This is a genomic window from Bradyrhizobium sp. F1.13.3 (assembly GCF_040548265.1).
GTDB lineage: Bacteria > Pseudomonadota > Alphaproteobacteria > Rhizobiales > Xanthobacteraceae > Bradyrhizobium.
This window is the reverse complement of the sequence record NZ_JBEPRI010000010.1, coordinates 192779-218638: the sequence shown is the minus strand read 5'-3', so window position 1 is coordinate 218638 and position 25860 is coordinate 192779. Positions and strand designations below refer to the sequence as shown.

Below are 25860 nucleotides of genomic sequence, written 5' to 3'. Positions count from 1 at the left end.
TCCCCGGCAAGGGACAGGAGTGGGCTTTAGTGCTTCTAAATTTTTCTATCAAAAGTTCATCACGACTAAATACAGCTGTCAATCGCATTGCTAGGATGCGCGACCTTTTCACTTCGACTGAAGCTCCGGACCGTCGTCCTCCGGGCTGAGATGATGCATGGGAGAGCGACATGGATGGTCGCGGCGAGATCAACGATCCGAAGGATGCCCCGGCGATCGAAGCCGACGACGCCGTCGACCAGCGCCTCGGTGAGACCGTGCGGCTGCTGCGCCAGCGTGCGGGCCTGTCGATCCAGGACGTCGCCAACAAGACCGGCCTCTCCAACGGCATGATCAGCCAGCTCGAACGCGCGCGTGCCATGCCGTCGATTCGCACGCTGCGCCTGCTCAGCATCGCGCTCGACGTTCCCATCTCCTATTTCTTCGAGACCACCGATCCCGCCGACGTGCAGCGCTACATCGTGCGCAAGAACAGCCGGCGCCTGCTGCGGCTCACCGCCAGCGGCGTCGTCAAGGAGGCGCTGACGCCGGCAGACAAAGGCCAGCTCGAACTCTACGAGCTCACGCTCAATCCCGGCGCCTCGTCCGGCACCGACTTCCTGCAGCACACCGGCGAGAAGGCGGGCTATATCCTCTCCGGCAGCCTGCGACTGTGGCTCGACAACCAGGCCCACCTGCTCGAGGCCGGCGACAGCTTTCGCTTTCCGAGCATCGTGCCGCACATGTTCGACAACCCGACCCAGCAGACGGCGCGCGTGATCTGGGTGACGACGCTACGCCAGACCGATTCGCCGGCAGGTTGAAGCACCACCACCCGACACCACCGCAAATTGCCCCTCGACGCCGCCGCGCGGAATCTGTAGCTGACATCTGTAGCTCACGTGGAGCCGGACATTGACAGGGCGGACACGAGGGGTCCGCGACTGACGCGCTGGTGTGAGACCATGAAACTCAGGGGGCTTCTGACACTCGCGATGGCCACGCAGGTCATCGTGACCGCGGCGGCTCTCCTCGTCTCCTATGCCGCGACCGGAATCGGGTTCGGCATTGCTCAGATCGTCGCCCTGCTCGCAAGCGGCGCCACTGCCGTCCTGCTCGCTCGTCTGTGCACGCGCGCGATCGAAATGGCGCAGGAAAAACGCGCCGCCGCGTTACTGACCGAGCAGGCGCGGGCCAGCGCACAGATGACGCAAGCCGTCATCAAGACCGCGCTCGACGCCTTCGTTCAGACCGACCAGAACGGCATCGTGCTGGAATGGAGCCTTCAGGCCGAGGCCTTGACGGGATGGACGCGCAAGGAGGCGCTCGGCACCGACGTCGTCAACCTCCTCATTGCCGAGCCACTGCGCGACGGCTTCAGGCAACGCATGATGCGGCTGCTGCCGGAACTGTCGGATACGCCGATCGGCATCCGGTTCGAAGCGACCCTGCTGCACCGGAACGGCGACGAGATCCTGATCGAGGCGTCCAGCACGGCGCTCCACATCGGGGGTCGCACCCTCATCAACAATTTCGTCAAGGACGTCACCCGGAAGCGCGCCGCCGAGGAGCAGCTGATCCAGGCCCAGAAGATGGAGGCGGTCGGCCAGCTCACCGGCGGCATCGCGCACGAATTCAACAACATGCTCACCGTGATCACGGGCACGATCGAGATCCTCGCCGACGCCGTGAAGGACAATCCGCCGCTCGCGACCATCACCAAGCTGATCAGCGACGCCGCCGATCGCGGCGCCGCGCTGACGTCGAGCCTGTTGTCCTTTGCCCGCAAGCAGGCGCTCAAGCCGGCCGAGAGCGACATCAATGAACTGCTCGAAGAGCTCGCAAAGCTGCTGCTGGCAACCTTCGACAAGAAGATCGAGATCGTGACACGGCTCGACGGCAACGTCTGGCTCGCCCTCGTCGATCGCGGCCAATTGAGCTCGGCGCTTCTCAACCTCGCGATCAACGCCCGCGACGCGATGCTCGATGGCGGCAGACTGACGCTGACGACGCGCAACGTCGTGTTCGGCGTCCGCGAGGCCGTGGCGGTCGGGGCCGGCTATGCCGGCGACTATGTCGAGATCGAGATCGCCGACACCGGCACCGGCATTCCGCCGGCCATTCTGGAGCGGATCTTCGATCCTTTCTTCTCGACCAAGGACGTCGGCAAGGGCACGGGGCTCGGGCTCAGCATGGTGTTCGGTTTCGTCAAGCAGTCCGGCGGCGGCATCAAGGTCTCGTCCGAGGAAGGACGCGGCACGATTTTCACGATCTACCTGCCGAAGGCGGAGGCGAGCACGCTTCGCCCCGCCGCCTATGACGAGCGCAAGGTCGTGGGCGGGACGGAAACCATCCTTTGTGTCGAGGACGACCGCGACGTCCGCCAGTACGTCACGGTCCAGCTCGAAAGCCTCGGCTACAAGGTCATCCCGGCCGCCAATGCGGCCGAGGCACTGGCCATCGCGGCCGAAGGCACGCCCTTCGACCTGCTATTCACCGACATCGTGATGGCCGGCAGCTTGAACGGACGAGAGCTCGCCGACGAGATGGTGGCAGCGCACCCCTCGCTGCGGGTGCTTTTCACGTCGGGCTATGCCTACGACGCCCCGCATTCGCAGGGACGCGCCACCAAGGGCGCGCCGCTTCTGACCAAGCCCTACCGCAAGGCCGAGCTCGCGCGCATGCTGCGCCGCTCTCTCGACACCGCTGTCGACGACGCGGGCGATCCGATCCCGACGCCCTATTCCGTGCAGGCTGATCTCGAAGGCTTTCTGCGCAGGCAGGCGGCTGAACGCGACGGGCATTAGTGCGAGTCTTGCGCATGGACAGCGCATGGCTGCTGCGCAACACTCCGTCTCAGTTACAATCCCATTGGAGGCGAGCCATGACTGCACTCGAAAAAGGCATCACCGCGAACGGTACGGGGTATGGCGGCAAGACCTGGAACATCCTCGGCCAGGTCTACTTCCCGAAGGCGGTCACCGAGTCCACCTTCGCGTTCGAAACCAACAGCGATCCCGGCCAGTTCGTGCCGGTGCACATCCATCCGACCCAGGGCGAATTCATCCTGGTGCAGGAAGGCACACTCGACCTCAAGCTCGACGGCAAATGGGTGAAGGCTCATGCCGGCGACCTCGTGCGCCTGCCGCGCGGTATCCCGCACGGCTATTTCAACAAATCCGACAAGCCCGCCCGCGCGTTGTTCTGGGTCTCGCCGATGCAGAAGCTGGAGGCGCTGTTCAACCAGCTCCATGACCTGACCGACCCGGCCGAGGTCGTGCGCATCTCGGCGCTGCACGAGGTCGACTTCCTGCCGCCCGAAGCCAACGACTAGGCTACGATCCCCCGACCGACGAATCGTTGGGGGAACCGGCCATGCCTGCACGACGTCAACTCCTCGCAATCACCGCGGCGCTTGGGCTGCTCCTTACGACGTTCGTCCCGAGCCGGGCGCAAACGCTCACGGCCAGGCAAGCGGAAGCGCTTGCCTCCTACGAGCGTGCGCTCGACGACTTCAAGGCGATCCTGGCCGAGCGGCGCCGCCAGATCGAGGCGAAGCAGCCGCTGCCGAACCTGCCGGGCCAGGCGCTGTATCTGGCACGCGTCGCCGTGATCAGTGCCTACAAGGATCTCACCGACGCCATGCCGTCGCGGATCGGCAGGCCCAACAAGTTCGAGATACCTCCGGCCTATTTCGATGCCGACATCGAGCCGCTGGTGGACGAATACTCAAAGCTGTTCGAGATCATGGAAGCGCCGCCGGCCGGCGCGCAGAACTCGGGGACGCCGTTCAAGGACGTCGTCGATCTCGCGGTCGCGATCGCGCGCGCCAAGGGGCTTGCGCCTGACCACGCCGAAGCCGCGGGCCGCATCAGCCTCGGGCTGTTCTTCGCCGAGACCAACGGCAAGCAGAACGTCCGCAACGGGCGCTCGAACACCTATATGGGCAGCTTCCAGACCGGCCCGTCCGAGGACCGCAACGGGCGCAGGAAATGGGAGGCCATCAAGGCCGAGATCGCGGCCGCCGATCCCGACTTGAGCGCGCGCGATGACAAAGAGGAGGCGCGGGCCCGCGGCACCGATTATCGCTTCAATCACTGGACCAATGTGCGCGACGGCCTAATGAACGCGCATGCGGATGTTTTCCGGGATATCCCGGGAATCGTGAAGACGCTGCCCGACCCGATCGACCAGATGAAGCTGTTCGAGCTGATCCAGATCGTTCCCACGCCGACGCGGTCGGCGCTCAAGTCCGGCGATCTCCTGAACTACAGGGTGTCCAGTCCGACCATCATGAAGCACCTGCGCAACAACAGCATTTTTGCTTTTGGACAGGCCGACCGGGCGCGCACCTCCGCAAGCTTCCGCGAGATCCTCGCGGCGATGTGGCTGTTCAAGCGGAAGTTCGAGAAGGCGATGGCGAAATACGCAGAGATCAAACCGCGCTGAGGTCGCGGTTTGCGACATCAAACGCTCATGGCGAGGAGCCCGCCAAAGCGGCGTCTCGAACCATGCAGACCGAGCACGTTCGGCAGCCTCCCAGCTGTTCGTATCCGATCGCACTGGCCCGTCCTATTCGGTGCGGATCGGCGTGTCCTTCAGGCCGTTGTTATCATAGGCTTTGCGTAAGGTGCCATTCGTCACCGCCTCGTTCATGAACTTGGCGACGAAGGTGAGCGCTTGGGGATGACCGAGCGGCACAGCGACTGCGGTGACGGTCTTCTTGAAGGTTTCGTCGAGCACTCGCGTGCCCGGAATCCTCTGCGCCATCTTGTTGAGCTGGTCGCGCGACAGCGCGAAGGCGTCGATCTCGCCGCTCTTCAGGAGGCCGAAGATTTCGTCGTAGGTCTGATAGCCCGTGACCTTCGCGTTCTTCAAATGCGCGACCGCGCCGCGCATGGTGGTGGTGGCGTTGACGGCCGCGACCTTGATGCCGGGCTGGTCGAGCGTGACGAAATTGGTGACGCTCGAGCCGGGCTTGACGATGTAGGTGGCGTCCGCGACCTCGTAGATCGGGCCGAACATCATCCTGGACTCGCGCTCGGGGTCCTTGGGCAGCCAGGTGACGTCCTAAGCACCTTTTTCAAGAGTGCCTTTCGACGCCGCATCGGTGATCTGGCCGGAATTCTGGTGCACGACATATTCGATGGGCACGCCGAGCTGCGCAGCCATCTCCTTGCCGAGATCGACGGGAACGCCGGCATAGCCGGCTTCGGTCTTGGTGGACCAGAACGCGCCGCCCGCCGGGCTGATCGCGATCGCGACCCGCAGCTTGCCGGTCGGCGCGATCTCGTCCTTCAGACCATCGGCTAGCGCGGGCATGGCAACCGCCGCTGCGAGAACGAGGCCGGCAAGGACCGACTCAAGCACCGACTGGAGAGACGTGGGCATGTCATGATCTCCCGACCTTTTCTTCTTTTATTCTTCTCTTGTTCGTCCCGACTACTCCGCGTGCCGCCGCAGGGCCTTTGACATTATTCTGGTCGATCCTGCGCGCGATGAAAAGCGGTTTGTGATGGCAAAACTGCCAAAGGCCACAGCGCAGGCTGTAGCACAAGGCCGACGACTGCCATGGCTATGGTGTTCCACGTCCGGGCATTTGTTGGTAGCCTCCCGCCCCGACAGACAGCAACCGGGGGCCACCGAATGACCTGCGCGAATCCCGCATCTCCCGCACGGCGCAACGGAGCGTGGAGACATGTCGGGCAGGCACTGGCCGCCGCGATGGCGGTGGCCGCGCTCACCGGCTGCGAGGACAAAAATACGTTCGTCGCGCCGCCCCCGCCCAAGGTGGACGTGGCCGCGCCGGTGCAGCGCCCGGTGACCCGCTATGTTGAGGCCACTGGCAACACCGCGCCGGTCAAGAATGTCGATCTCGTCGCGCGCGTGCAGGGATTCCTGCAATCGATCGACTACCAGGACGGCGCGTTCGTCAAGCAAGGCACCCAGCTGTTCACGATCGAGCCCGAGACCTACAAGCTCAAGCTCGACCAGGCGCAGGCGGCCGAGGCCGGCGCGCAGGCCTCGCTCCGGCAGGCGGAAGCCGATTACAAGCGGCAGAGCGATCTTGTGCAGCGGCAAGCGGCCTCGCAAGCGACCTTGGACAACTCGACCTCGAACCGCGACAACGCACAAGCCAACCTCCAGCAGGCCCAGGCCAATACCCGCCTCGCCGAAGTCAACTACGGCTACACCAAGGTCAGCGCACCATTCGACGGCATCGTCAGCGCGCACATGGTCTCGATCGGCGAACTCGTCGGGGTCTCCTCCCCGACTCAACTCGCCTCCATCGTTGCGATGGACCCGATCTATGTGAACTTCACCGTCAACGAGCAGGACGTGCTGCGCATCCGTGCCGAGGCCGCTCGCCGGGGGCTGACCGCCGCCGACATGAAGCAATTTCCGATTCAAGTCGGTTTGCAGACCGAGGCCGGCTATCCGCATGAGGGCAAGCTCGACTATGTCGCCCCGACCCTCACCCAGTCGACCGGCACGCTCGCGGTGCGCGGTCTCGTGCCCAACGACAAGCGGGTGCTGCTGCCCGGCTATTTCGTCCGCGTTCGCGTGCCCTTCACCCAGGAGAAGGACGCCCTGCTCGTGCCCGACACCGCGCTCGGCAGCGACCAGGGCGGCCGCTATCTCCTCGTCGTCAACGGCGGCAACGTCGTCGAGCAACGCAAGGTGCAGATCGGTCCCGTCGACAACGGCCTGCGCGTGATCGAAAGCGGCTTGAAGCCGGACGATCGCGTGGTGACCGCAGGGCTGCTGCGGGTGATTCCGGGCCAGAAGATCGATCCGCAGGTGACGAAGATCGAGCAGCCGCAGGCGTCTGCCAAGTAAGTAGGAGCGCCAGCCATGATCTCAAAGTTCTTCATCGAGCGGCCGGTCCTCTCGAACGTCATCGCGCTGCTGATGATCCTGATCGGCGGCGTCGCGCTGTTCAACCTCGCGATCGCGCAATATCCCGATGTGGTGCCGCCGACGGTGCAGGTCACGACGCGCTATCCCGGCGCCAGCGCCAAGACCGTGATCGACACCGTGGCACTGCCGATCGAGCAGCAGGTCAACGGCGTCGAGGACATGCTCTACATGCAGTCTTACAGCGGCTCCGACGGCACCTATACGCTGACCGTGACCTTCAAGATCGGCACCGACCTCAACTTCGCGCAGGTGCTGGTGCAAAACCGCGTCTCCAGCGCGCTGTCGCAACTGCCCCAGTCGGTGCAGAACCAGGGCGTCACCGTGCAGAAGCGGTCGACGTCGATCCTGCTGTTCGTGACGCTGACCTCGCCCGACAAGACGTTCGACAGCCTTTATCTGAGCAACTACGCCACCATCAACCTCCGCGACGAACTCTCGCGCCTGCCCGGCGTCGGCAACGTCACCGTGTTCGGCGCCGGCCAATATTCGATGCGGGTGTGGCTCGATCCGAACAAGCTGCAGGTTCGTGGCCTGGTGCCGCAGGATGTCATTCAGGCGATCCAGCAGCAGAGCCAGCAGGTCTCCGCCGGCCAGGTCGGCGCACCGCCGACACCGTCGGGACAGGCGTTTCAGTATACCCTCAACGTCAACGGCAGGCTCGACGACACCACCGAATTCGAGAACATCATCGTCAAATCGGGCACCAGCGGCGACGTGACGCGGGTGCGCGACGTCGGCTGGGTCGAGCTCGGCGCGCAGACCTACAGCCAGATCTTCTCGCTGAACAAGCAGCCGGCCACCGGCATCGGCGTGTTCCAGTCGCCCGGCGCCAATGCACTCCAGGTCGAGCAGGCCGTCGAGAAGAAGATGGCGGAGCTTGCAAAGGCCTTCCCGCAAGGAATGAAATACGACACGCCGTTCGACACCACCAAATTCGTGCAGGCCTCGGTGCACGAGGTCTACACGACCCTGATCGAGGCCGGCCTGCTGGTGCTGGTCGTCATCCTGGTGTTCCTGCAGGATTGGCGCGCGATGCTGGTGCCGGCAACCACGGTGCCGGTCACCATCATCGGCGCCTTCGCCGCCATGGCGGCGCTCGGCTTCACCATCAACATGTCGACCCTGTTCGCGATCGTGCTCGCGATCGGCATCGTCGTCGACGACGCCATCGTCGTGGTGGAGGGTGCTGCTCACAACATCGAGCAGGGCATGAATGGCCACGACGCCGCGATCAAGGCGATGGACCAGCTGTTCGCGCCGATCGTCGGCATCACGCTCGTGCTGATCTCGGTGTTCTTGCCGGCCTCGTTCCTCGCGGGCCTCACGGGCCGGATCTATTCGCAATTTGCACTGGTGATCGCGGCAACCGCGCTCTTGTCTGCTATCAACGCCGCGACGCTGAAGCCGACGCAATGTGCGCTCTGGCTGCGGCCGACCGTGCCGCCCGAGCAGCGCAATTTCTTCTACCGGGGTTTCAACGCGGTCTATGATCACGTCGAGCGTGGCTACACGAGGCTGATCGGCTTCCTGTGCCGGCATGCCACGATCTCGGTCGCATTCGCGCTGGTGCTGATCGGGATCGGCGGCTACGGGCTGTCGCGAGTGCCGACCGGCTTCCTGCCGATCGAGGACCAGGGCTATCTGATCGCCGCCGTGCAACTGCCGGACGGCGCCGCGCTGGAGCGGACCCAGAAGGTGCTCGACAGAGCGAGCGAGCTGATCAAGGACACGCCTGGAGTCCAGCAGGTCATCACCATCGCCGGCATCTCCGCACTCGACAACAGCGCCAGCCTTGCCAATGCCGGTGTCGCCTACATCATCCTGAAGGACTGGGACGCGCGCAAAGGACCGGGCGAAGATCTGCGCTCGCTGGTCTACGGGCTGAACGACAAGCTCGCTGTGATCATGGAGGCACGCACTTTGGTGCTGCCGCCGCCGCCGATCCAGGGCATCGGCAACGCGGCCGGCTTCTCGATGCAGGTCGAGCTGCGCGACGGCAACAGCGATTTCGCCAAGCTCCAGGCCATCACGGGCGCGATGGTCTCCAACGGCCAGAGCCAGAGCGCGCTGCAGCGCGTCCAGTCCTCGTTCCGCTCCTCGGTGCCGCAATTCAACGTCGAGATCGACCGCATCAAGACCCAGACGCTGCACGTCACGACGGACCAGGTGTTCGCGGCGCTGTCGACCTATCTCGGCTCGTCCTACGTCAACCAGTTCAACAAGTTCGGCCGCGTGTTCCAGGTCTACACCCAGGCCGATCCCGCCTTCCGCGTCACCGAGCGCGACATCGCCAACATGATGGTGCGCAACTCGAACGGCGACATGATCCCGATCGGCACCGTCGCGACGATCACGCCGGCCACCGGCCCCTCGCTGATCAGCCTCTACAATCTCTATCCGTCCTCGACCGTCATCGGCCTGCCCGCGCAGGGCTACTCCTCCGGCCAGTCGCTGAAGCTGATGGAGGAGATCGCGGACAAGACGCTGCCGCCGGGCACCGGTTACGAATGGACTGCCATGTCCTATCAGGAGAAGGCCGTCTCGAACCAGATCTACTGGGTGTTCGGGCTCGCCATGCTGCTGGTCTATCTCGTGCTCGCCGGCCAGTACGAGAGCTGGTACGCGCCGATCTCGGTCATCCTGGCGGTGCCGCTGTCGTTGCTCGGCCCCATGCTGATCCTCAACGGCCTGAAGATCGACAACAACCTCTATTGCCAGATCGGCCTGATCCTCTTGATCGCGCTCTCGGCCAAGAACGCGATCCTGATCGTCGAGGTCGGGCTCGAGCTGCACGGCCGCGACGGCAAGCCGGTGCTGGAATCCGCCATCGAAGCTGCGCGCGCCCGCTTCCGCCCGATCCTGATGACGTCGTTCGCCTTCATCCTCGGCGTGGTGCCGCTGGTCCTCGCAACCGGCGCCGGCGCCAGCGCGCGCAAGTCGATCGGCATCACCGTGTTCTCGGGCATGCTGGCCTCGACCTGCCTCGCGGTGCTGTTCGTGCCGGCGTTCTTCGTGGTGGTGCAGCGCTTCGAGAATTGGCGTGCGTCGAAGAAGACGTCCAAGACGGTGGCAGTGGCCGAGGTGAAGTCCTAGGCTTTCTCCGTGGAATTCGGCCGCGCCTCGCCGCTTGAGACCAGCAGCACCGAGACCTTTGCCTGCCTGAGCACGGCGTCGGCGACGCCGCCAAAGGAGAGGTGATCGGCCTGGATGCGATCGACGCCCATCACCACCAGATCGACGTCGGTGGTCTCGATCTCGCGCAGGATCGCCGCTTCAGGCGCCCGGTTCGCGCGCAAGGTCGTGGTGATGTCGACTTCGTAGCGGGCGGCGAGATCGCTAGCGTCCTTCAGGATACCGGCCTCCTGGCTCAGACCACGAGAGGCGCCGCGTTGCGCGCCCTTGTCGCGCGTCGTCGCGACATAGATCACCCGGAGCGAGCCTGATCCCGCCTGCGCCAGCGCGACCGCGACCTCGGCGCCGCGCTTGGAGACGCCGCTGCCGGAGACCGGAACGAGGATGTTGAGCGCCTCGGGCATCGGCTGCTTCAGGTGCTTGCCCTTGGCCGCGACGATCGCGAGCGGCCCTTCGAACTCCGCTCCAATATCCTCGATCTTGCGGTCGAATCGATCCTTGGTGGCCGCGACCTTGTCGATACCGACGACAAGGAGATCGAAGCCCTTCTTCGCTTCGTCTCCTATCGTCTCACCGAGCCCGGATTTGCGGACTCGCGTCGTGACATCGACGTTGCGGACATCCTGGTCACCGCTCGCTGATACCGCTTCAGCCGCCTTCTTCACCACCGCTTCGGGGCTTTCTTCCTCGTCGCGGCCCTTCTCCTGCTCCTTGGCGCGCTTGCCGATGTGCAGCACGGTGATCGGCAGGCCACGCATGCCCGCGATCAGGCCAGCGATGTGGGCGGCGAAGCTGGCATTGACGCTTTCGTCCACTGCCAGCAAGGGACGTTCGAGATTGGCGACGAAGCCGCGCTTCTCGAACTCCTCGCGCTCCAGGCGCTCCCTCTCCTCCTCGCTCATCGGCAGCTTCGCCAGCGCCGCGCGCAGCATCGGCGGCATTGCCATCGTGGTCACGATCGCCATGGTCACGATCATCGTGAACAGGTTCTGGCTGAGCACGCCGATCGAGAGACCGATGGTGGCGATGATGACCTCGGTCGAGCCGCGCGCGTTCATCCCGCTTGCGAGCGCCAGCGACTCCCGTGTGTTCAACCCGCCCACGGTTCCGCCGATGAAAGCGCCGCCGAACTTGCCGACGCTGGCGATCACGACCAGCAGGCCGGTGAGCATCAGCAGGTTGGGATCGCGGAGCACGGTGAGGTCGGCGCTCAAGCCGGCCAGACCGAAGAACACCGGCATGAAGAAGCTGGAGATCAGCCCGCGCAGGCGCTCGTCGATCTGCCGCGTCAGGATCGGGGACTCGCCGACCAGAATGCCGGCGACAAAGGCGCCGAGCACGGTGTGGACGCCGATCAGATGCGTGATCAGCGCCATCGCGCACATCATCAGCAAGATCACCGTGATGACCGGCGCGGTGCTGACGAGATTGTCGTTGGCCCAGCGGATCAACTGGAATGCGAGGCGGCGGCCGATGGTGAAGCTGATGGCGAGGAAGGCCAGCGTGCCCAGCACGGCTTTCGCCACCGAGGCGATATCCAGCGTGCCGTGCGAGGCCAGGCTGAAGATGACGGCGATGATGATCCAGCCGATGGTGTCGTCGATGACGGCGGTGGCGACGATGATCTGACCGACATTGCGGCGCATGAAGTTCATCTCGCGCACAACCACCGCGACGATCTTCACCGAGGAGATCGACAGCGCCGTGCCCATGAACAGCGACGCAACCAGGCGGGCTTGCGAATTCGGCAAGAGTGAGTCGGGCAGGAACTCGCCGAGCGCGAAGCCGCAAGCGAAGGGCACGAGGATGCCGGCGATCGAGATTGCGATCGCGGCCTTGCCGACCTTCCTGACCAGCTTGAGGTCGGTCTCCATGCCGGTCAGCAGCAACAGCAGCAGGATGCCGAACTGCGCGATACCGTCGATCATCGCTTTCTGCTCGGGCGTCTTGGGGAAGATTGCGTGCTGTGCGTCAGGCCAGACCCAACCGAACAGCGAGGGACCGAGCAGGATGCCGGCGAGCAGTTCGCCGATCACCGAGGGCTGGCCGAGGCGCTGCATGATCTCGCCGAGACCGCGGCCGACCGCGATCAACAGCACGATCTGCGCCACCAGCAGGAATTCCGACGGACCGGCCGATTTGCCGCCCTCGGCGCTGGCCGCAACGGTGGTGAGGACAAGCGCCGCGGGGACAAGGCCGACCGGTCGGAGCAGGCTCCACTGCATGCAGGAATTTTACCCCTTCATCTGCCCCGGCGAGGTGCCGGGATGACGGGGATAGAACCCGCGGCAGGCGCAGCAGGTTCCTGTCGCTTGCAGGTGGTTAGGGAGGCAACACCAAAAAGCGCGAAAACAACCCCATGCACAGTAGAGATGGGGTTGAAAAGGCTGGAGAAAAATTTGTGTGCGCCGAAGCCAGAATTTCGTCTTTGCCGAAATTGCTTGCTCCGTCGGGCAAAACACTGGCATGATGGCATCATCGGCAGACTAAGCGAGCCGCCGCCACATCCGCCGTCATTGCGAGCGCAGCGACTTGTCCGCCGAAGCTTTAGCGAAGGCGGAAGCAATCCAGAGTCCCTCCCCGGAAGGATTCTGGATTGCTTCGTCGCTACGCTTCTCGCAATGACGCGGTTGAAACGGGCGCGCGCCTCACGCAGATCCCTCACACCGCCTGCGGTGTCCTGATCTCGCGCGGGAGAATGATCGCGGCTGCGATCGCGAGCAGGCAGAGTGCGGCGAAGGCGTGCAGCATGGTGACGAAACCGCCCTGCTCGTAGAGCCAGGCGACCAGGCCGACCGAGGCGCCGGCCGCGGTGAAGCCGATGAAATAGCGCACGGCATAGGCGCGCGAGCGCCATTCCTCGCTGGTGTATTTGCCGACCATGGCATCGTTGACCGTGACCTGCCCGAACGCGCCCATGACGATGCCGATCGAAACCAGGATCAGCGGCAAATTGGACAGGCTCGCGGCCAGATACAGAAACGGCGCCAGCATGAAGGACAGCGGCAGCGCCACTGTCTTCAGCGAGTAGCGGTCGAGCAGCCGGCCGATCGTGTACTGCGTCATCGCGCCGAATACGTAGACGCAGGCGGCGATGACGCCGAGCAGCGCCGGGCTTTTGGTGAGATCGGCAAGCCGCTCCGCGAACAGCTTTGGCAGCGCCACGGTGACGGCATTGAACGTGGTGGAGATCGCGATCACCACGATCAGCAGCGACAGAATCACGCGCCACATGTCCTGCTTGGCGACCCGCGCCTGCGCTGCCGCCTGCTTCGAGCCCTTGCGGTCCTCGTGCACGACCATCATCGCAAAGGCGATGCCGATCAGGATGGTGACGATGCCGGGTACGATGAAGGCGAAGCGCCAGCCGAGATATTGGCCGATCACGCCGGTGACCAGCGCCGACGACGCGACCCCGAGATTGCCCCAGACGCCGTTGATACCCATCTCGCGGCCGAGCCTGTCAGCGTAGGACACAATCATGGCAGTGCCGACGGGATGATAGATCGAGGCAAAAATGCCAATCGCGAACAGCGCCGCGCCGAGCTGCGCCGGGGTCTGCACGAAGCCGACCGAGATCATGGAGGCGCCGATGCCGACGAAGAAGATCAGCATCATGTGGCGGCGGCTCCAGCGATCGCCGAGCCAGCCGGTGAGCAGCGAGCCCGCGCCGAAGGCGACGAAGCCCGGCGTCGCGTAAGGCAAGAGTTCCGAATAGGCCATGCCGAGCGCCGGTCCCATGATGATCACCGCGGCGGCGAAAATCAGCATCGCGTAATGGTCGATGAAATGGCCCGCATTGACGAAACTGATCACCCGGCTGGGGCTGTTCATGGGAATCCTCTCCTGCTCCGAAATGAGTTATATGTCTTGGGCATGACGGGATGCTGCCAATGACTGTCGTCGAGACGCCAATCCTCCGGGCGGTCCGAAGCAACCATCGCTCCCCTGCGGGCGTGCATTTGGTCGCGCGCGACTACCCCAAGGGCATGCGGATCGCTCCGCATATGCACCGCGAGGCCCAGCTGATCTATGCCGCCAAGGGCACCATGCAGGTGACGACGCCGGCAGGGCGCTGGCTGGTGCCGCCGGACCGCGCGGTCTGGGTGCCGGCCGGGCTCCAGCACGCCATCGATTTGCTCGCCGACATCGAGATGCGCACGCTGTATTTCGACCTGTCCTGGCTGAAGCGCGAGCAGCGCCATGAGGGACTGACCAAGGAATTCGTGGTGCGGGTGTCGCCGCTGCTGAACCAGGCGATCCTCGCACTGTTCGACGCGCGCAATACCGAGGAGCGGACTGATCTGCTGGTTCGCCTGGTGATGCTGGAATTGGTCCAGGCCGAGGATTCCGCGACCTTCGTGCCGCTGCCGCACGAGCCGCGCTGCCGGCGCGCGGCCATGATCGTGCTCGACGATCCCACCGGCCTGCACGACATCGACACGCTGGCGCGCGAGGTCGGAACATCAGCGCGCACGCTGTCGCGGCTGTTTTCCACTGAGACGCAGCTGAGCTTCAAGAGCTGGTGCCAGCGCGCAAGAATTGCGGCGGCGATCCAGCGGCTGTCGACCGATGCCAACGTGTCGGTGAAGCAGCTCGCGACCCAGCTCGGCTATGCCAGCGTGCCGGCGTTTTCCGCCGCGTTTCGCCAGGTGACAGGGCGGACGCCGACGGAGTTTGCGGGGAGGTAGGGCCGCGAACGTTCACAACACAAGAGGTCGTCATGCCCGGGCTTGTCCCGGGCATCCACGTTCTCTGGGGTGCCAACGAAGGTCGTGGATGGCCGGGACAAGCCCGGCCATGACGATGTGGAAGCTGCAGCGCCCCAAACTTTCATGCGCAATTGCCTCGCCGTGGCGGGGCATGACAGCAATCCTGGATCGCACACCCCCCGCTAAACTTGCCAAAATCCCCCGCTTGATTGTGATCGGCTTCCGCCCAAATCCCGTGTAAGATTCCCGCATCGCACAAACCCGACACGAAAGCCCCGATGGCCAACGCCTTCTTCTCCGACCTGCTCACCACCATCTCCGAGCGCGGCCGCACGCTGCTTCGCCGCGGGGATTCTGCCGACACCAAGCCGGACGCCGATGGGCTCATCGAGCTCTGCGGCGCGCTGCTGTCGGGCCGGGGCGAAGCGTCGGGCACCGCCATGGCGCGTGAGGTGCTCGACATCTACCAGGACCTGGATGCGGCGGGACGTCGCGCCTTTTTCGAAGCCCTGGTGCGCGATTTCGGCCCGGATCGGGAGCGCCTGTCCAAGGCGATCGAGACATGGCGCGCCAAGCCGGCCGACGAGGATGCCAGCGCCCTTCATTTTGCCTCCGAGCCGCGCCGGCAGGAGCTGATCCGCCGCCTCAACCGCGCGCCCGGCGGCACCGGCGATCTCGTCAAGATGCGGGCCGATCTGCTCGACATGATGAACGGGCATACCGATCTCGCCGCGCTCGATCGCGATGTCTCGCATCTTCTCTCGTCATGGTTCAACAGGGGGTTTCTCGTGCTGCGCAGGATCGACTGGTCGACGCCGGCCAACATCCTCGAAAAGATCATCCGTTACGAAGCCGTGCACGAGATCAGCGACTGGGACGATCTGCGCCGCCGCATCGATCCGGTCGACCGCCGCTGTTACGCCTTCTTCCATCCCGCGATGGTGGACGAGCCCCTGATCTTCGTCGAGGTGGCGCTGACCGAGACGATCCCCGGCGCGATCGCGCCGCTGCTCGCGGTCGATCGCCCCTCCGTCCCGATCGAGCGCGCCCGCACCGCCGTGTTCTACTCGATCTCCAACACCCAGCGCGGTCTCGGCGGCATCTCCTTCGGCAGCTTCCTGATCAAGCAGGTGGTGGAGGAGCTGCGCCGCGAACTGCCCAAGCTCGACAATTTCGTGACGCTGTCGCCGGTGCCGGGCTTCATGCCATGGGTGAAGCAGGACAAGGACCTGCCGCTGTCGGACGAGGACCGCGAAGTGCTGAAGCGGCTCGACGATCCCAAATGGTTCGAGAACCCCGAGACCACGACACTGCTGCGTGGCGTGATCGAACCGCTCGCGGCGCACTACTTCCTCAAGGCGCGCACGCCCAAAGGCAAGCTGATCGACTCCGTCGCCCGCTTCCATCTCGGCAACGGCGCCCGCCTCGAGCGCATCAACTGGTTGGGCGATCTCTCGCCGAAGGGCGTGCGCGAGTCCGCCGGCGTGATGGTCAACTACCTCTACCGCCTCGACGACATCGAGAAGAACCACGAAGCTTATGCGAATGACGGCGAGGTCGTGGCCTCGAGCGCGGTGAAGAAGCTGCTGAAAGGCGAAGGGCGGCGGCTGCTGGATATGCGGCTGTCGTAGCTATGCTGTCGTCCCGGCGGAGGCCGGGACCCATAGCCACTAAACGCAGTTTGATGAAGACTCGGAGTTGCCAACTCAATCCATAACCTCTCCCTGGGGTTATGGGTCCCGGCCTCCGCCGGGACGACACTGAGTTTGGGCCGCAGCGCGGCCTACTCCGCCAGCGCCTTCATCTCCTTGTAGAGATCCGACTTGCCTTCGAAGCCGATGCCTGACAGCTCCGGCATGGTGATGTGACCGTTCTCGACCCGGACGCCGTCGGGGAAGCCGCCATAGGGCTGGAACAGGTCGGGGTAGCTCTCGTTGCCGCCGAGGCCGAGGCCGGCTGCGATGTTGAGCGACATCTGGTGGCCGCCATGGGGGATGCAGCGGCTCGGTGACCAGCCATGAGTTTTCAGCACCTCCAGCGTGCGCTGGTATTCGCACAGGCCGTAGGACAGCGCGCAGTCGAATTGCAGCCAGTCGCGGTCGGGGCGCATGCCGCCGTAGCGGATCAAATTGCGGGCGTCCTGGTGGCTGAACAGGTTTTCGCCTGTCGCCATCGGGCCCGGATAGAATTCGGCGAGGGCTGCCTGCAGCGCGTAGTCGAGGGGGTCGCCGACTTCCTCGTACCAGAACAACGGATAATCCCGCAGCATCTTGGCATAGGCGATCCCGGTCTCGAGATCGAAGCGGCCGTTGGCGTCGACGGCGAGCTGCGCGTCCTTGCCGATCTCCTTCAGCACCGCCTCGATGCGGGTGCGGTCGTCCTCGATATCGGCGCCGCCGATCTTCATCTTCACGACGTTGTAGCCGCGATCGAGATAGCCGCGCATCTCGCCGCGCAGCATCGAGAGGTCCTTGCCCGGATAATAATAGCCGCCGGCGGCGTAGACGAACACGCGCGGATTGGCTTTGACGCCGTGACGCTCAGCCAGCAGGCGGAACAGCGGTTGTCCTGCGATCTTCGCCACGGCATCCCACACCGCCATGTCGATGGTGCCGACCGCGACCGAGCGCTCGCCATGACCGCCCGGCTTCTCGTTGGTCATCATCGCGCCCCAGACCTTGTCGGGGTCGAGATTGTCGCCGGCCACGTTCAACAGTGATTTCGGATCGGCCTCCAGGATGCGAGAGGCAAAGCGCTCGCGGATCAGGCCGCCCTGCCCGTAGCGGCCGTTGGAGTTGAAGCCGTAGCCGACGACGCGCTTGCCGTCGCGGACGAAATCGGTGACGACCGCAACCAGGCTCGTCGTCATCTTGGTGAAATCGATATAGGCGTTGCGGATCGGCGAAGAGATCGGTTTCGTGATCTCGCGGACGTCGACGATGCGGACGGACATGGGCTTGGCCTTTCATTTTCGTCATTGCGAGAAGCGAAGCGACGAAGCAATCCAGACTGCCGCCGTTGAAAGATTCTGGATTGCTTCGCTTCGCTCGCAATGACGGAGAAGAGAGCGTTCGCAATGACGAGGAGAGAGCGCGCTCCTACTTCTTATCCCTGAAATACGGCTCGACCGGGCCGTGCACCTTGATGGTCAGCGGGTTGCCGTGGCGGTCCTTGGCGTTGCCTGCGGTGACGCGGACCCAGCCTTCGCTGATGCAGTATTCCTCGACATTGGTCTTTTCGACACCCTTGAAGCGGATGCCGACGTCGCGCGCCAGGATGTCCGCGTTGTAATAGGGGCTGTTCGGATCGACCGAGAGGCGGTCCGGAAATTCGTCGCTCATGATTGTCTCGCTCATAACAGGGTCTCGATTTGCTGCCGCAATCCTTCGGGCCGGGCGGTCGGTGCGTGGCGCGCGACCACCTTGCCGGCGCGATCCACCAGGAATTTGGTGAAATTCCATTTGATGGAGGCGCCCAGCAGGCCGGATTGCTGGCGTTTCAGGTACTCATACAACGGATGCGCATTGCTGCCGTTGACGTCGATCTTCTCGAACAGGGGAAAGGTGACGTCGTAATTGGTCGAGCAGAACGCCTGGATCTCGCTCGCCGGTCCAGGCTCCTGCGCACCGAATTGGTTGCAGGGAAAGCCGAGCACCGAGAAGCCGCGCGGATTGAGGTCGCGATGCAGATCCTCCAGCCCGCGATATTGCGGCGTGAAGCCGCATTTGCTCGCGGTGTTGACGATCAGCAGCACCTGTCCCTCGAAGCTGCGCAGGGCGACTTCTTCGCCGAGAAGCGAGTTGGCCTTGAAGTCGTAGATCACCGACATCGCTAACCCACGGGGTCGATCGGCGACGGCGGCACGCCGCCCGCCTCGATCGCCTCGCCTGCGAGCAGGCAGAGATCCTCGCGATAGCGGCCGGACACGATGTGCACGCCGACCGGCGCCTTGCCGACGAGCCCGGTGGAGACCACGAGGCCAGGCAGGCCCATGAAGGGAATGGCGATCTGCGGCAGCTGCGCTTCCCACACGCGGTTGAAGGAGTCGTCGTCCTTGCGGTCGAGATGATCGGGGAACGGCAATTCGCCGGAGACCGGCGTCAGCAGCACGGCATAGGTCTCGAAGAACAGCATCCAATCGCGGGTCAGCGTGGCGCGGCGGGTCAATGCCTTGGCGTAATTCGCCTGGTCCATTGGCGTGACTCTGGCGCGGTTGCCGCGCAGGCACGCCAGCGCGCCGGGATCGCCTTCACGCTCGGCCATCTCCAGCTGCGCCTCATAGCCGTCGCCGAGCCAGAGCTTGATCTGCCACTCGACCGCTTCGCGCATCGGCGGGGTGTTCTCGATTGTCTCGACGGTCCAGGCGGCCCGTTCGAGCCGCTTGCCGGCGTCGATGACGGCGGCCTTCACCTCGGGCGCGGTGGCCAGGCCGTCCGGATTGAGACACAGCGCGGCGCGCTTCGGCCGCGCGGGGCCTTCCAGCGGCGCGGGCACGAACCAGGGGTCGCGGATGTCGCGGGCCGACATGGCCGCGAGCGAAATCCTGATGTCGTTGACGGTGCGGGCCAGCGGGCCCGACACCGCCATGATCTGCGGCCCGATCGGGCGCTCCGGCAGGGCCGGATTGAAGGCCGGGATGCGGCCGAGCGTCGGGCGCAGACCATGCACGCCGCAGGCATAGGCGGGATAGCGGATCGAGCCCGCAATGTCGGTGCCATGGGCGATATGGCCGATGCCGGCCGCGACCGCCGAGCCGGCGCCGCCGGAGGAGCCGCCCGGCGTCAGCGAGGCGTCGCGGGGGTTCTTGGTGTCGCCGTGGACCAGATTGGTGGTGAACCAGCGATAGGAGAAGGCCGGGCAATTGGTGCGCCCAAGCAGAACGGCGCCGGCTTTGCGGAAATTGGCGACCACCGGATTGTCCTCGCGCGCGATCAGATCGCGCTGCAGTTTCAGGCCGTTGGTGGTGGCAAAGCCCTCCTGGTCGACATTCGCCTTGATGGTGACGGGCACGCCGGCCAACGCGCCGGGGTCCTCCCCCCTGGCAATGGCGGCATCGACGGCGTCGGCCTGCTTGAGCACGTCCTCCGGCCGGTGGTCGATCACGGCGTTGAGGCTGGGATTGACGGCGTCGAGCCGGGCCAGGCCGGCCTGCGCGGCCTCCCTGGCGGAGACCTTTTTGGTTTTGACGAGGTTGGCGAGGTCGGCCGCCGACAGGCGCCAGAGATCTTGCATGGCTTGCTCCGTTTAACCGGCGTCTTTTAGCCCCGGGAACGCGGCAAAGCCATGCGGATTTCGCAGGGACGAAGGGCGAGAGCCGGGTGAGGCTCATTCCCCGTCATTGCGAGCGAAGCGAAGCAATCCAGACTGCCTCCGCGGAAGCAGTCTGGATTGCTTCGTCGCAAGGGCTCCTCGCAATGACGGGGAGAGAGTCGGGGCTCAATGCCGCGTGGCGGACTGGTCCGGGATGTCCAGCAGGGCCTCGGTGAAGGGGAATTCGAGCACGATCTCGCCTTCGCGGTCGGTGACCTCGATGACGGCTTCGAGCAGGGCCGGCTGGGTGCCTTCCGATCGCAGCACCTCCAGAATCATCTGGCGGGCAACCTCCCAGGCACGGTCGGGATTGCGCAGATCCTCTCCCTCAGGATCCACGATCAGTTCGTTGCCGATACGGGTGTTGAAGAAATATCTGGGCATCACGAAGTTCCAGTTGGGTCGCCTGTACCGGATTGAAAGCTGCACTGCACTCACAACTGCTTTATCAGGACAGGGTTCGCGACCGAATGCGCCATGCGCAAGGCAGCATCACCAGCAAGTATTGTTCCGCCAGCATTTTTCGCGCCGCAACATGGGCTTCTCGGGAAAATTTCACTGGCGAACTTTTCCACCCGCACTAACTTAGGGGTTGGGCGGATACGTCCGAATTCTCGAAAATGGAGAGCCGAAATGGCCTGGAAAGCCCCGAAGATCGTCGAAGTGCCCTGTGGCATGGAAATCAACATGTATGTGAGCGCCACCCGCAAGTAAGTGGCTGGCGATCTGCGTTCAGCGCAGGTGGGTCTTTCGGTCACGGCAGGTTTCCGAACGACGGAAACTGTGTTGGCCTGAGATCCACCTCGCAGCGTTCCTTCCAGGAGACGGATCATGCTTCGCGTCGTCGTCCTGGGCGCCGCAGCCGGCGGCGGAGTGCCGCAATGGAATTGCGGCTGCGAGGGCTGCCGGACGGCCCGTGAAAACGGCCAAGAGCTGCAACGGACCCAAGCCTCGGTCGCCTTCAGCGGCGACGGCGAGCACTGGTTCCTGATCAACGCCTCCCCCGACCTCCGCCAGCAATTGAATGCGACGCCACAGCTGCATCCGAAGGCAGGCGCGCTGCGCCATACGCCGATCGCAGGCGTGATCCTGACCAACAGCGAAGTGGATGCGGTGGCAGGCCTGCTGTCGATGCGCGAGGGCTCGCCCTTCACGGTCTATGCGCATGAGAAGGTGCTGGCGATTCTGAAGGCCAACAGCATCTTCAACGTGCTGAACGAGAAGAACGTGCAGCGCCAGCCGGTCGAGATCAATGAGCCGTTCGAGCCGCGGCTGCCGGACGGGGCGCGCTCAGGACTTGAGGTGCTGCCCTTCGCGGTCTCGGGCAAATCGGCCTGGTACCTAGAAGGCAAGGCGCATCCGGGCGGCGACACCGGCGAAGGCGATACGCTGGGGCTGAAGATCACCGACAAAGCGACCGGCAAATGCTTCTACTTCATCGCCGCCTGCGCCGAGGTCACCGACGCGCTCAAGACCGAGATCGACGGCGCCGCGCTGGTGTTCTTTGACGGCACGGTGTGGCGGGACGACGAGATGATCAGGGCCGGGCTCGGCCACAAGACCGGCAAGAGCATGGGCCATGTCGCGATGTCCGGCGACCACGGCGCCATCGCGCGGCTCGCCGACCTCACTCTCGACAGGAAGATATTTCTGCATATCAATAACTCGAACCCGGCGCTGCTGCCCGCTTCTCCCGAGCGCAAGGCCGCTGAAGCGGCGGGCTGGCAGATACCCGCCGACGGAACGGAGATCGTGCTGTGAATGCCGCGTCACTGACTGGAATGACCGCGCTCTCGATCGGCAAGGACATCAGGCTCAACTCGGCCGAGGAGCTGGAGGCGACGCTGCGCCATATCGGTGCGACGCGCTATCACAGCCTGCATCCGTTCCATAAGCTGCTGCACGGCGGCAAGCTGAACAAGGGCCAGGTCCAGGCCTGGGCGTTGAACCGTTACTATTACCAGAGCACGATCCCGATCAAGGACGCGGTGGTGATCTCGCGCTTCCGCGACCGCGCCACGCGCGTGGAATGGCGCCATCGCATCGAGGATCATGACGGCGATATCGGCTCCGAAGGCGGTATCGAGCGCTGGCTGAAGCTGACCGACGGCCTCGGGCTGGACACGGCCTACGTGGAATCGACCGAAGGCATCCTGCCGGCGACGCGCTTTGCGGTGGAAGCCTATGTGCACTATTGCCGCGAGAAGTCGCCGCTGGAGACGATCGCCTCCTCGCTTACCGAATTGTTCGCGCCGAACCTGCACGAAGTGCGCATTGCCGGAATGCTGGAGCACTACGACTTCGTCAATCCTGACATCATGAGCTACTTCAAGCGCCGGTTGGCGCAGGCGCCGCGGGACGCCGGCTTTGCGCTCGACTATGTCAAGGCGCATGCCACCACGCCCGAGCAACGCGCGTCGGTCTGCAACGCGCTGATCTTCAAGACCAACGTGCTCTGGGTGCAGCTCGACGCGCTCCAACACGCCTATGTCGAGGGCCACATTCCGCCGGGCGCGTTCGTGCCCCAAGAACACCAAAAAGCGAGCTGAGGAACAAGCGATGGCCGGGCCGCGTCACATCAGCGTCAGCGAGACCAGCCGGCCGGTTCTGCCGCGGCACGCCAAGCTGAAATATGACGAGACGCGAAACGTCTGGGTGATCCTGGCGCCCGAACGCGTGCTGGCGCCGGACGAGATCGCGGTCGAGGTCTTGCAGCTCTGCGACGGCGAGCGCAATGTCGGCGAAATGTCCGACCAGCTCGCGGCGAAATACGCCGCGCCGCGCGAGGCGATCCTGGCCGACGTCATCGTCATGCTGCAGGATCTCGCCGACAAGGGCTTTCTCACGGAGGCCCGGGAGAAAACGTCATGAGCGATGTGCTCGGCAATCCCACCATCCCGCCCGATGCCAGCGACAGCCTCGCGGTGCTGGAGAAGCAGCGCTCGACGGCAGAGACGTTCGGCATTCCGCTCGCCGTGCTGCTCGAGATCACCCATCGCTGCCCGCTGCAATGTCCCTATTGCTCCAACCCGGTCGAGCTCGACCGCTCGGGCAAGGAGCTGACCACCGAGGAATGGAAGAAAGTCCTGAGCGAGCTCGCCGAGATCGGCGTGCTCCAGGTGCATTTCTCCGGCGGCGAACCGACCGCGCGCAAGGACCTGGTCGAGCTGGTCAAGCACGCCAGCGACGTCGGCCTCTACACCAACCTCATCACCTCGGCCGTGCTGCTGACGCGCGAGCGGCTGAGCGAGCTTGCCGATGCCGGGCTCTGCCACGTCCAGATCAGCTTCCAGGGCGTCGAAGAAGCCCTCGCCGATCGCGTTGGCGGTTACAAAAACGGGCACCGCAAGAAGCTCGAAGTGGCAAAATGGACCCGCGAGCTCGACCTGCCGCTCACCGTGAACGCGGTGATGCACCGGCAGAACCTGCACCAGCTGCCTGAGATCATCCAGATGTCCGTCGATCTCGACGCCGACCGGCTCGAGGTCGCCAATGTCCAGTATTACGGCTGGGCGCTGAAGAACCGCGCCGCGCTGATGCCGACGGTGGCGCAGCTCGACGAGTGCACCCGCATCGTCGAGGAGGCGCGCGAGCGGCTGAAGGGCCGGCTAACGATCGACTATGTCGTGCCCGATTATTACGCGCTGCGGCCGAAGAAGTGCATGGGCGGCTGGGGCCGGCAGTTCTTCAATATTTCGCCGGCCGGCAAGGTGCTGCCCTGCCACGCCGCCGAGAGCATCACCGGGCTCGACTTCGAATCGGTGCGCTCCAACCATTCGATCGCCTGGATCTGGCAGAACTCCGAGGCCTTCAATCGCTATCGCGGCACCGGCTGGATGAAGGAGCCGTGCAAGAGTTGCGAATTCCGCGAGATCGATTTCGGCGGCTGCCGCTGCCAGGCCTTTGCGCTGACCGGCGACGCCGCCAACACCGATCCTGCCTGTGCGCTGTCGCCGCTGCACGAGACCATCTTCAAGCAGGCCGAGCGCGAGGCCGAGGGCGAAACCAACCGCTTCCTCTATCGCAATTTCGCCGGCGGCACTCTGGAATCCGGGAATGATGCCTGACGCCGACGCGGCCAGCTCAGTCAAGCGCGCCGATCCCTTTGCGCCGCTGACCTCCGAAATGCTCGACGTCGGCGACGGCCACGAGCTTTATGTCGAGAGCGTCGGCCGCACCGACGGCCTCCCCGCGGTCTATCTGCATGGCGGCCCCGGCAGCGGTTGCCAGCCCGACCATCGCCGGCTGTTTGATCCCGACCGTTTCCATGCCGTGCTGTTCGACCAACGCGGCTGCGGCCGCAGCCGGCCGAAGGGATCGCGCCAGCACAACACCACGCAGCATCTGATCGCGGACATGGAAAAGATCCGCGAGAAATTCGGCGTCGCGCGCTGGATGGTGGTCGGCGGCTCCTGGGGCGCGACGCTGGCGCTGGCTTATGCGCAGGCGCATCCCGCGCGCGTCTCCGGAATTGCGCTGCGCGCGACGTTTCTCGGCACGCGTGCTGAAGTCGAGATCGCCTTCACTTCGCGCCTGTCGCAATTCTACCCCGCGCTCTACGAGGATTTTCTGAGCGTGCTGTCGCTGGAGGAGCGCGCGCGGCCGGTGGAAGCCTACTATCGCCGCATCCTCGATGCCGATCCGGCCGTGCATGGCCCGGCCTCGCGCGCATGGCACGACACCGAGCGCGCCTTGTCGGAGCACAAGGCGGCAAAGACGCGGATCGACCTGGCGTCGCTGAACGTGTGGCGCACATTGCCGGCGACGCCGTTCATGGAGGCGCATTATTTCGTGCAGGACAGCTTCATGACGGAGAACCAGTTGTTGCGGAACGCCGGCAAGCTCGACGGCATTCCTGGCATCATCGTTCAGGGCCGCTACGATCTGTTGTGTCCTCCCGAGACATCGCAGGCGCTCGCGAAAGCGTGGCCGGGTTCCGAGATTCGTATCGTGGAAGAAGCCGGCCATTCGCTCTATGATACCGGCGTGCGAGACGCGGTCATGAAGTCGATCGCGGATATCGCCTCGAAGATCTCGCGATAGTAGGACAACAAGAAAATGCCGCTCGCCGGGAAAGGCATGCTGCTGACGTCGATGAACGTCGACGTTTCAGATGAAGCCGATTTCAATCGCTGGTACGATCGCGAGCATCTGGAAGAGCGCGTTGCGATCGAGGGTTTTCTGGAGGCGCGGCGCTATGTCGCGCACGCCGCCAATCCCAAATATCTCTCGCTGTATTCGACCGCGACGCTCGACGTGCTCGACAGTCCCGCCTACCGGGCGCGACTCGCCAACCAGACTGAATGGTCGCGGCGGAGCATGGCGCATTTCAAGGACATGCTCCGAGTGGTCGCCCGCATCACGATCAGCAATGGTACCGGACGTGGCGCGGCGCTCGGGCTCGTGCGGCTGCGGCGTACGCCGGACAATGCAGTCGCATGGCGTGACGCACTGCAAGACAGGCTGACGCCGGAAAAGCACGACGGCATCATCTCGATGCATCTGCTCGAAAGCGAGCCGGAACTGTCGGGCGCGACGGCGGACATTCCGGCGGTGCGCAACGAAGGCGCGCGCGACTGGTTCGTGCTGATCGACGGCACGCATGTCGGCGCGGTCTCCGCCGTGATCGCCGCGCGCTTCACCGGCCCTGCCGCCGCGCCATTCCCGCTTCCCGTGTCGGTCGGCACCTACAGCCTGATGTGGGACCTCGCGAAGAGCGACATCGCGCGCAACTAACCCATCGGACGCATCGCAACATGCTGCACCGCACGCATCTCGCGCGACCATTAATGATGTGCGCGCTGGG

The 25860-nt window shown here is 64.5% G+C and carries 22 protein-coding genes and 1 pseudogene; 15 read left to right on the top strand and 8 right to left on the bottom strand.

Going from position 1 to position 25860, the window contains the following annotated elements; translation table 11 throughout:
- Nucleotides 1–170 precede the first annotated feature (170 nt).
- The 4 genes from ABIB66_RS26095 to ABIB66_RS26080 all read left to right on the top strand — a co-directional run bounded on the left by ABIB66_RS26095 (nt 171) and on the right by ABIB66_RS26080 (nt 4428).
- A complete protein-coding gene (locus tag ABIB66_RS26095; protein ID WP_007595614.1) occupies nt 171–803 on the top strand; it encodes a cupin domain-containing protein in 633 nt (210 codons plus the stop codon).
- Between the two features lie 141 nt (nt 804–944).
- Nucleotides 945–2786: an ATP-binding protein gene (locus tag ABIB66_RS26090; RefSeq protein ID WP_354256086.1), complete on the top strand. Its 1842-nt coding sequence runs from the start codon at nt 945–947 to the stop codon at nt 2784–2786.
- Between the two features lie 77 nt (nt 2787–2863).
- Nucleotides 2864–3313 (top strand): cupin domain-containing protein, encoded by a 450-nt coding sequence (locus ABIB66_RS26085; RefSeq protein ID WP_354256083.1) that lies wholly within the window; start codon nt 2864–2866, stop codon nt 3311–3313.
- A gap of 41 nt (nt 3314–3354) precedes the next feature.
- Entirely contained in the window at nt 3355–4428 is a 1074-nt protein-coding gene (locus ABIB66_RS26080; protein ID WP_354205137.1) for a hypothetical protein, read from the top strand.
- Nucleotides 4429–4551: 123 nt separating this feature from the next.
- On the opposite strand, the pseudogene ABIB66_RS26075 reads toward ABIB66_RS26080, so the two are convergent.
- Nucleotides 4552–5370 (bottom strand): annotated as a pseudogene (locus tag ABIB66_RS26075) (ABC transporter substrate-binding protein).
- A gap of 255 nt (nt 5371–5625) precedes the next feature.
- Between ABIB66_RS26075 and ABIB66_RS26070 the strand changes: the two are divergent.
- Both ABIB66_RS26070 and ABIB66_RS26065 read left to right on the top strand, forming a co-directional pair.
- On the top strand, nt 5626–6819 hold the full coding sequence (locus ABIB66_RS26070; RefSeq protein ID WP_354205133.1) for an efflux RND transporter periplasmic adaptor subunit: 1194 nt from the start codon (nt 5626–5628) through the stop codon (nt 6817–6819).
- A gap of 15 nt (nt 6820–6834) precedes the next feature.
- Nucleotides 6835–9993 carry an efflux RND transporter permease subunit gene (locus ABIB66_RS26065; RefSeq protein ID WP_354256080.1) on the top strand — a complete coding sequence of 1053 codons (3159 nt, stop codon included), beginning with the start codon at nt 6835–6837 and terminating at the stop codon, nt 9991–9993.
- On the opposite strand, the gene ABIB66_RS26060 is transcribed toward ABIB66_RS26065, so the two are convergent.
- Complete coding sequence (locus ABIB66_RS26060; RefSeq protein WP_354205129.1) at nt 9990–12257, bottom strand: cation:proton antiporter domain-containing protein; 2268 nt, start codon at nt 12255–12257, stop codon at nt 9990–9992. The genes ABIB66_RS26065 and ABIB66_RS26060 overlap by 4 nt on opposite strands.
- Before the next feature lie 436 nt (nt 12258–12693).
- Nucleotides 12694–13866 carry an MFS transporter gene (locus tag ABIB66_RS26055; RefSeq protein ID WP_027519745.1) on the bottom strand — a complete coding sequence of 391 codons (1173 nt, stop codon included), beginning with the start codon at nt 13864–13866 and terminating at the stop codon, nt 12694–12696.
- 59 nt (nt 13867–13925) lie between these two features.
- On the opposite strand from ABIB66_RS26055, the gene ABIB66_RS26050 reads away from it, so the two are divergent.
- Nucleotides 13926–14723 carry an AraC family transcriptional regulator gene (locus ABIB66_RS26050; RefSeq protein WP_354205126.1) on the top strand — a complete coding sequence of 266 codons (798 nt, stop codon included), beginning with the start codon at nt 13926–13928 and terminating at the stop codon, nt 14721–14723.
- Nucleotides 14724–15022: 299 nt separating this feature from the next.
- A complete protein-coding gene (locus tag ABIB66_RS26045; protein WP_354205124.1) occupies nt 15023–16375 on the top strand; it encodes a malonyl-CoA decarboxylase in 1353 nt (450 codons plus the stop codon).
- A 152-nt stretch (nt 16376–16527) separates the two neighbouring features.
- On the opposite strand, the gene tarD is transcribed toward ABIB66_RS26045, so the two are convergent.
- The 5 genes from tarD to ABIB66_RS26020 form a co-directional block, all read right to left on the bottom strand.
- Entirely contained in the window at nt 16528–17697 is a 1170-nt protein-coding gene (tarD, locus tag ABIB66_RS26040; protein WP_354205122.1) for a D(-)-tartrate dehydratase, read from the bottom strand.
- A 145-nt stretch (nt 17698–17842) separates the two neighbouring features.
- A complete protein-coding gene (locus ABIB66_RS26035) occupies nt 17843–18100 on the bottom strand; it encodes a DUF3297 family protein (protein WP_018318553.1) in 258 nt (85 codons plus the stop codon).
- A complete protein-coding gene (locus tag ABIB66_RS26030) occupies nt 18097–18573 on the bottom strand; it encodes a glutathione peroxidase (protein ID WP_354205120.1) in 477 nt (158 codons plus the stop codon). The genes ABIB66_RS26035 and ABIB66_RS26030 overlap by 4 nt, the downstream gene beginning before the upstream one ends.
- A gap of 2 nt (nt 18574–18575) precedes the next feature.
- Nucleotides 18576–19976 carry an amidase family protein gene (locus ABIB66_RS26025; RefSeq protein ID WP_354205118.1) on the bottom strand — a complete coding sequence of 467 codons (1401 nt, stop codon included), beginning with the start codon at nt 19974–19976 and terminating at the stop codon, nt 18576–18578.
- A gap of 204 nt (nt 19977–20180) precedes the next feature.
- Nucleotides 20181–20438 carry a DUF6894 family protein gene (locus ABIB66_RS26020; RefSeq protein ID WP_007595657.1) on the bottom strand — a complete coding sequence of 86 codons (258 nt, stop codon included), beginning with the start codon at nt 20436–20438 and terminating at the stop codon, nt 20181–20183.
- Nucleotides 20439–20687: 249 nt separating this feature from the next.
- Between ABIB66_RS26020 and pqqA the strand changes: the two genes are divergently transcribed.
- The 7 genes from pqqA (at nt 20688) to ABIB66_RS25985 (ending at nt 25790) form a co-directional block, all read left to right on the top strand.
- Nucleotides 20688–20768 carry a pyrroloquinoline quinone precursor peptide PqqA gene (gene pqqA / locus ABIB66_RS26015; RefSeq protein ID WP_007595659.1) on the top strand — a complete coding sequence of 27 codons (81 nt, stop codon included), beginning with the start codon at nt 20688–20690 and terminating at the stop codon, nt 20766–20768.
- Between the two features lie 117 nt (nt 20769–20885).
- The gene (gene pqqB / locus ABIB66_RS26010; protein ID WP_354205116.1) at nt 20886–21815 is read left to right on the top strand and encodes a pyrroloquinoline quinone biosynthesis protein PqqB; all 930 of its coding nucleotides are present in this window, start codon (nt 20886–20888) and stop codon (nt 21813–21815) included.
- 20 nt (nt 21816–21835) lie between these two features.
- Nucleotides 21836–22603, top strand: a complete 768-nt coding sequence (gene pqqC, locus ABIB66_RS26005) for a pyrroloquinoline-quinone synthase PqqC (RefSeq protein WP_473320516.1) — start codon at nt 21836–21838, stop codon at nt 22601–22603.
- A gap of 10 nt (nt 22604–22613) precedes the next feature.
- A complete protein-coding gene (gene pqqD, locus ABIB66_RS26000; protein ID WP_085351888.1) occupies nt 22614–22925 on the top strand; it encodes a pyrroloquinoline quinone biosynthesis peptide chaperone PqqD in 312 nt (103 codons plus the stop codon).
- Complete coding sequence (gene pqqE / locus ABIB66_RS25995; RefSeq protein WP_354205111.1) at nt 22922–24121, top strand: pyrroloquinoline quinone biosynthesis protein PqqE; 1200 nt, start codon at nt 22922–22924, stop codon at nt 24119–24121. Before pqqD ends, pqqE begins: the two co-directional genes overlap by 4 nt.
- Nucleotides 24111–25097: a prolyl aminopeptidase gene (pip, locus tag ABIB66_RS25990; RefSeq protein WP_354205109.1), complete on the top strand. Its 987-nt coding sequence runs from the start codon at nt 24111–24113 to the stop codon at nt 25095–25097. Before pqqE ends, pip begins: the two co-directional genes overlap by 11 nt.
- Nucleotides 25098–25112: 15 nt before the next feature.
- On the top strand, nt 25113–25790 hold the full coding sequence (locus tag ABIB66_RS25985) for a hypothetical protein (RefSeq protein ID WP_354205107.1): 678 nt from the start codon (nt 25113–25115) through the stop codon (nt 25788–25790).
- The last annotated feature ends 70 nt before the right edge of the window (nt 25791–25860 follow it).

Bases quoted from the DNA above. Each gene is read 5' to 3' on its own strand.
- pqqE (WP_354205111.1), top strand. From the start codon at position 22,922: ATGAGCGATGTGCTCGGCAATCCCACCATCCCGCCCGATGCCAGCGAC.
- pip (WP_354205109.1), top strand. From the start codon at position 24,111: ATGATGCCTGACGCCGACGCGGCCAGCTCAGTCAAGCGCGCCGATCCC.
- pqqA (WP_007595659.1), top strand. From the start codon at position 20,688: ATGGCCTGGAAAGCCCCGAAGATCGTCGAAGTGCCCTGTGGCATGGAA.
- ABIB66_RS26060 (WP_354205129.1), bottom strand. From the start codon at position 12,257: ATGCAGTGGAGCCTGCTCCGACCGGTCGGCCTTGTCCCCGCGGCGCTT.
- ABIB66_RS26035 (WP_018318553.1), bottom strand. From the start codon at position 18,100: ATGAGCGAGACAATCATGAGCGACGAATTTCCGGACCGCCTCTCGGTC.
- ABIB66_RS26095 (WP_007595614.1), top strand. From the start codon at position 171: ATGGATGGTCGCGGCGAGATCAACGATCCGAAGGATGCCCCGGCGATC.
- ABIB66_RS26055 (WP_027519745.1), bottom strand. From the start codon at position 13,866: ATGAACAGCCCCAGCCGGGTGATCAGTTTCGTCAATGCGGGCCATTTC.
- ABIB66_RS26045 (WP_354205124.1), top strand. From the start codon at position 15,023: ATGGCCAACGCCTTCTTCTCCGACCTGCTCACCACCATCTCCGAGCGC.
- pqqC (WP_473320516.1), top strand. From the start codon at position 21,836: ATGACCGCGCTCTCGATCGGCAAGGACATCAGGCTCAACTCGGCCGAG.
- tarD (WP_354205122.1), bottom strand. From the start codon at position 17,697: ATGTCCGTCCGCATCGTCGACGTCCGCGAGATCACGAAACCGATCTCT.
- ABIB66_RS26080 (WP_354205137.1), top strand. From the start codon at position 3,355: ATGCCTGCACGACGTCAACTCCTCGCAATCACCGCGGCGCTTGGGCTG.
- ABIB66_RS26065 (WP_354256080.1), top strand. From the start codon at position 6,835: ATGATCTCAAAGTTCTTCATCGAGCGGCCGGTCCTCTCGAACGTCATC.
- ABIB66_RS26025 (WP_354205118.1), bottom strand. From the start codon at position 19,976: ATGCAAGATCTCTGGCGCCTGTCGGCGGCCGACCTCGCCAACCTCGTC.
- ABIB66_RS26085 (WP_354256083.1), top strand. From the start codon at position 2,864: ATGACTGCACTCGAAAAAGGCATCACCGCGAACGGTACGGGGTATGGC.
- ABIB66_RS26090 (WP_354256086.1), top strand. From the start codon at position 945: ATGAAACTCAGGGGGCTTCTGACACTCGCGATGGCCACGCAGGTCATC.
- ABIB66_RS26050 (WP_354205126.1), top strand. From the start codon at position 13,926: ATGACTGTCGTCGAGACGCCAATCCTCCGGGCGGTCCGAAGCAACCAT.
- pqqB (WP_354205116.1), top strand. From the start codon at position 20,886: ATGCTTCGCGTCGTCGTCCTGGGCGCCGCAGCCGGCGGCGGAGTGCCG.
- pqqD (WP_085351888.1), top strand. From the start codon at position 22,614: ATGGCCGGGCCGCGTCACATCAGCGTCAGCGAGACCAGCCGGCCGGTT.
- ABIB66_RS26030 (WP_354205120.1), bottom strand. From the start codon at position 18,573: ATGTCGGTGATCTACGACTTCAAGGCCAACTCGCTTCTCGGCGAAGAA.
- ABIB66_RS25985 (WP_354205107.1), top strand. From the start codon at position 25,113: ATGCCGCTCGCCGGGAAAGGCATGCTGCTGACGTCGATGAACGTCGAC.
- ABIB66_RS26070 (WP_354205133.1), top strand. From the start codon at position 5,626: ATGACCTGCGCGAATCCCGCATCTCCCGCACGGCGCAACGGAGCGTGG.
- ABIB66_RS26020 (WP_007595657.1), bottom strand. From the start codon at position 20,438: ATGCCCAGATATTTCTTCAACACCCGTATCGGCAACGAACTGATCGTG.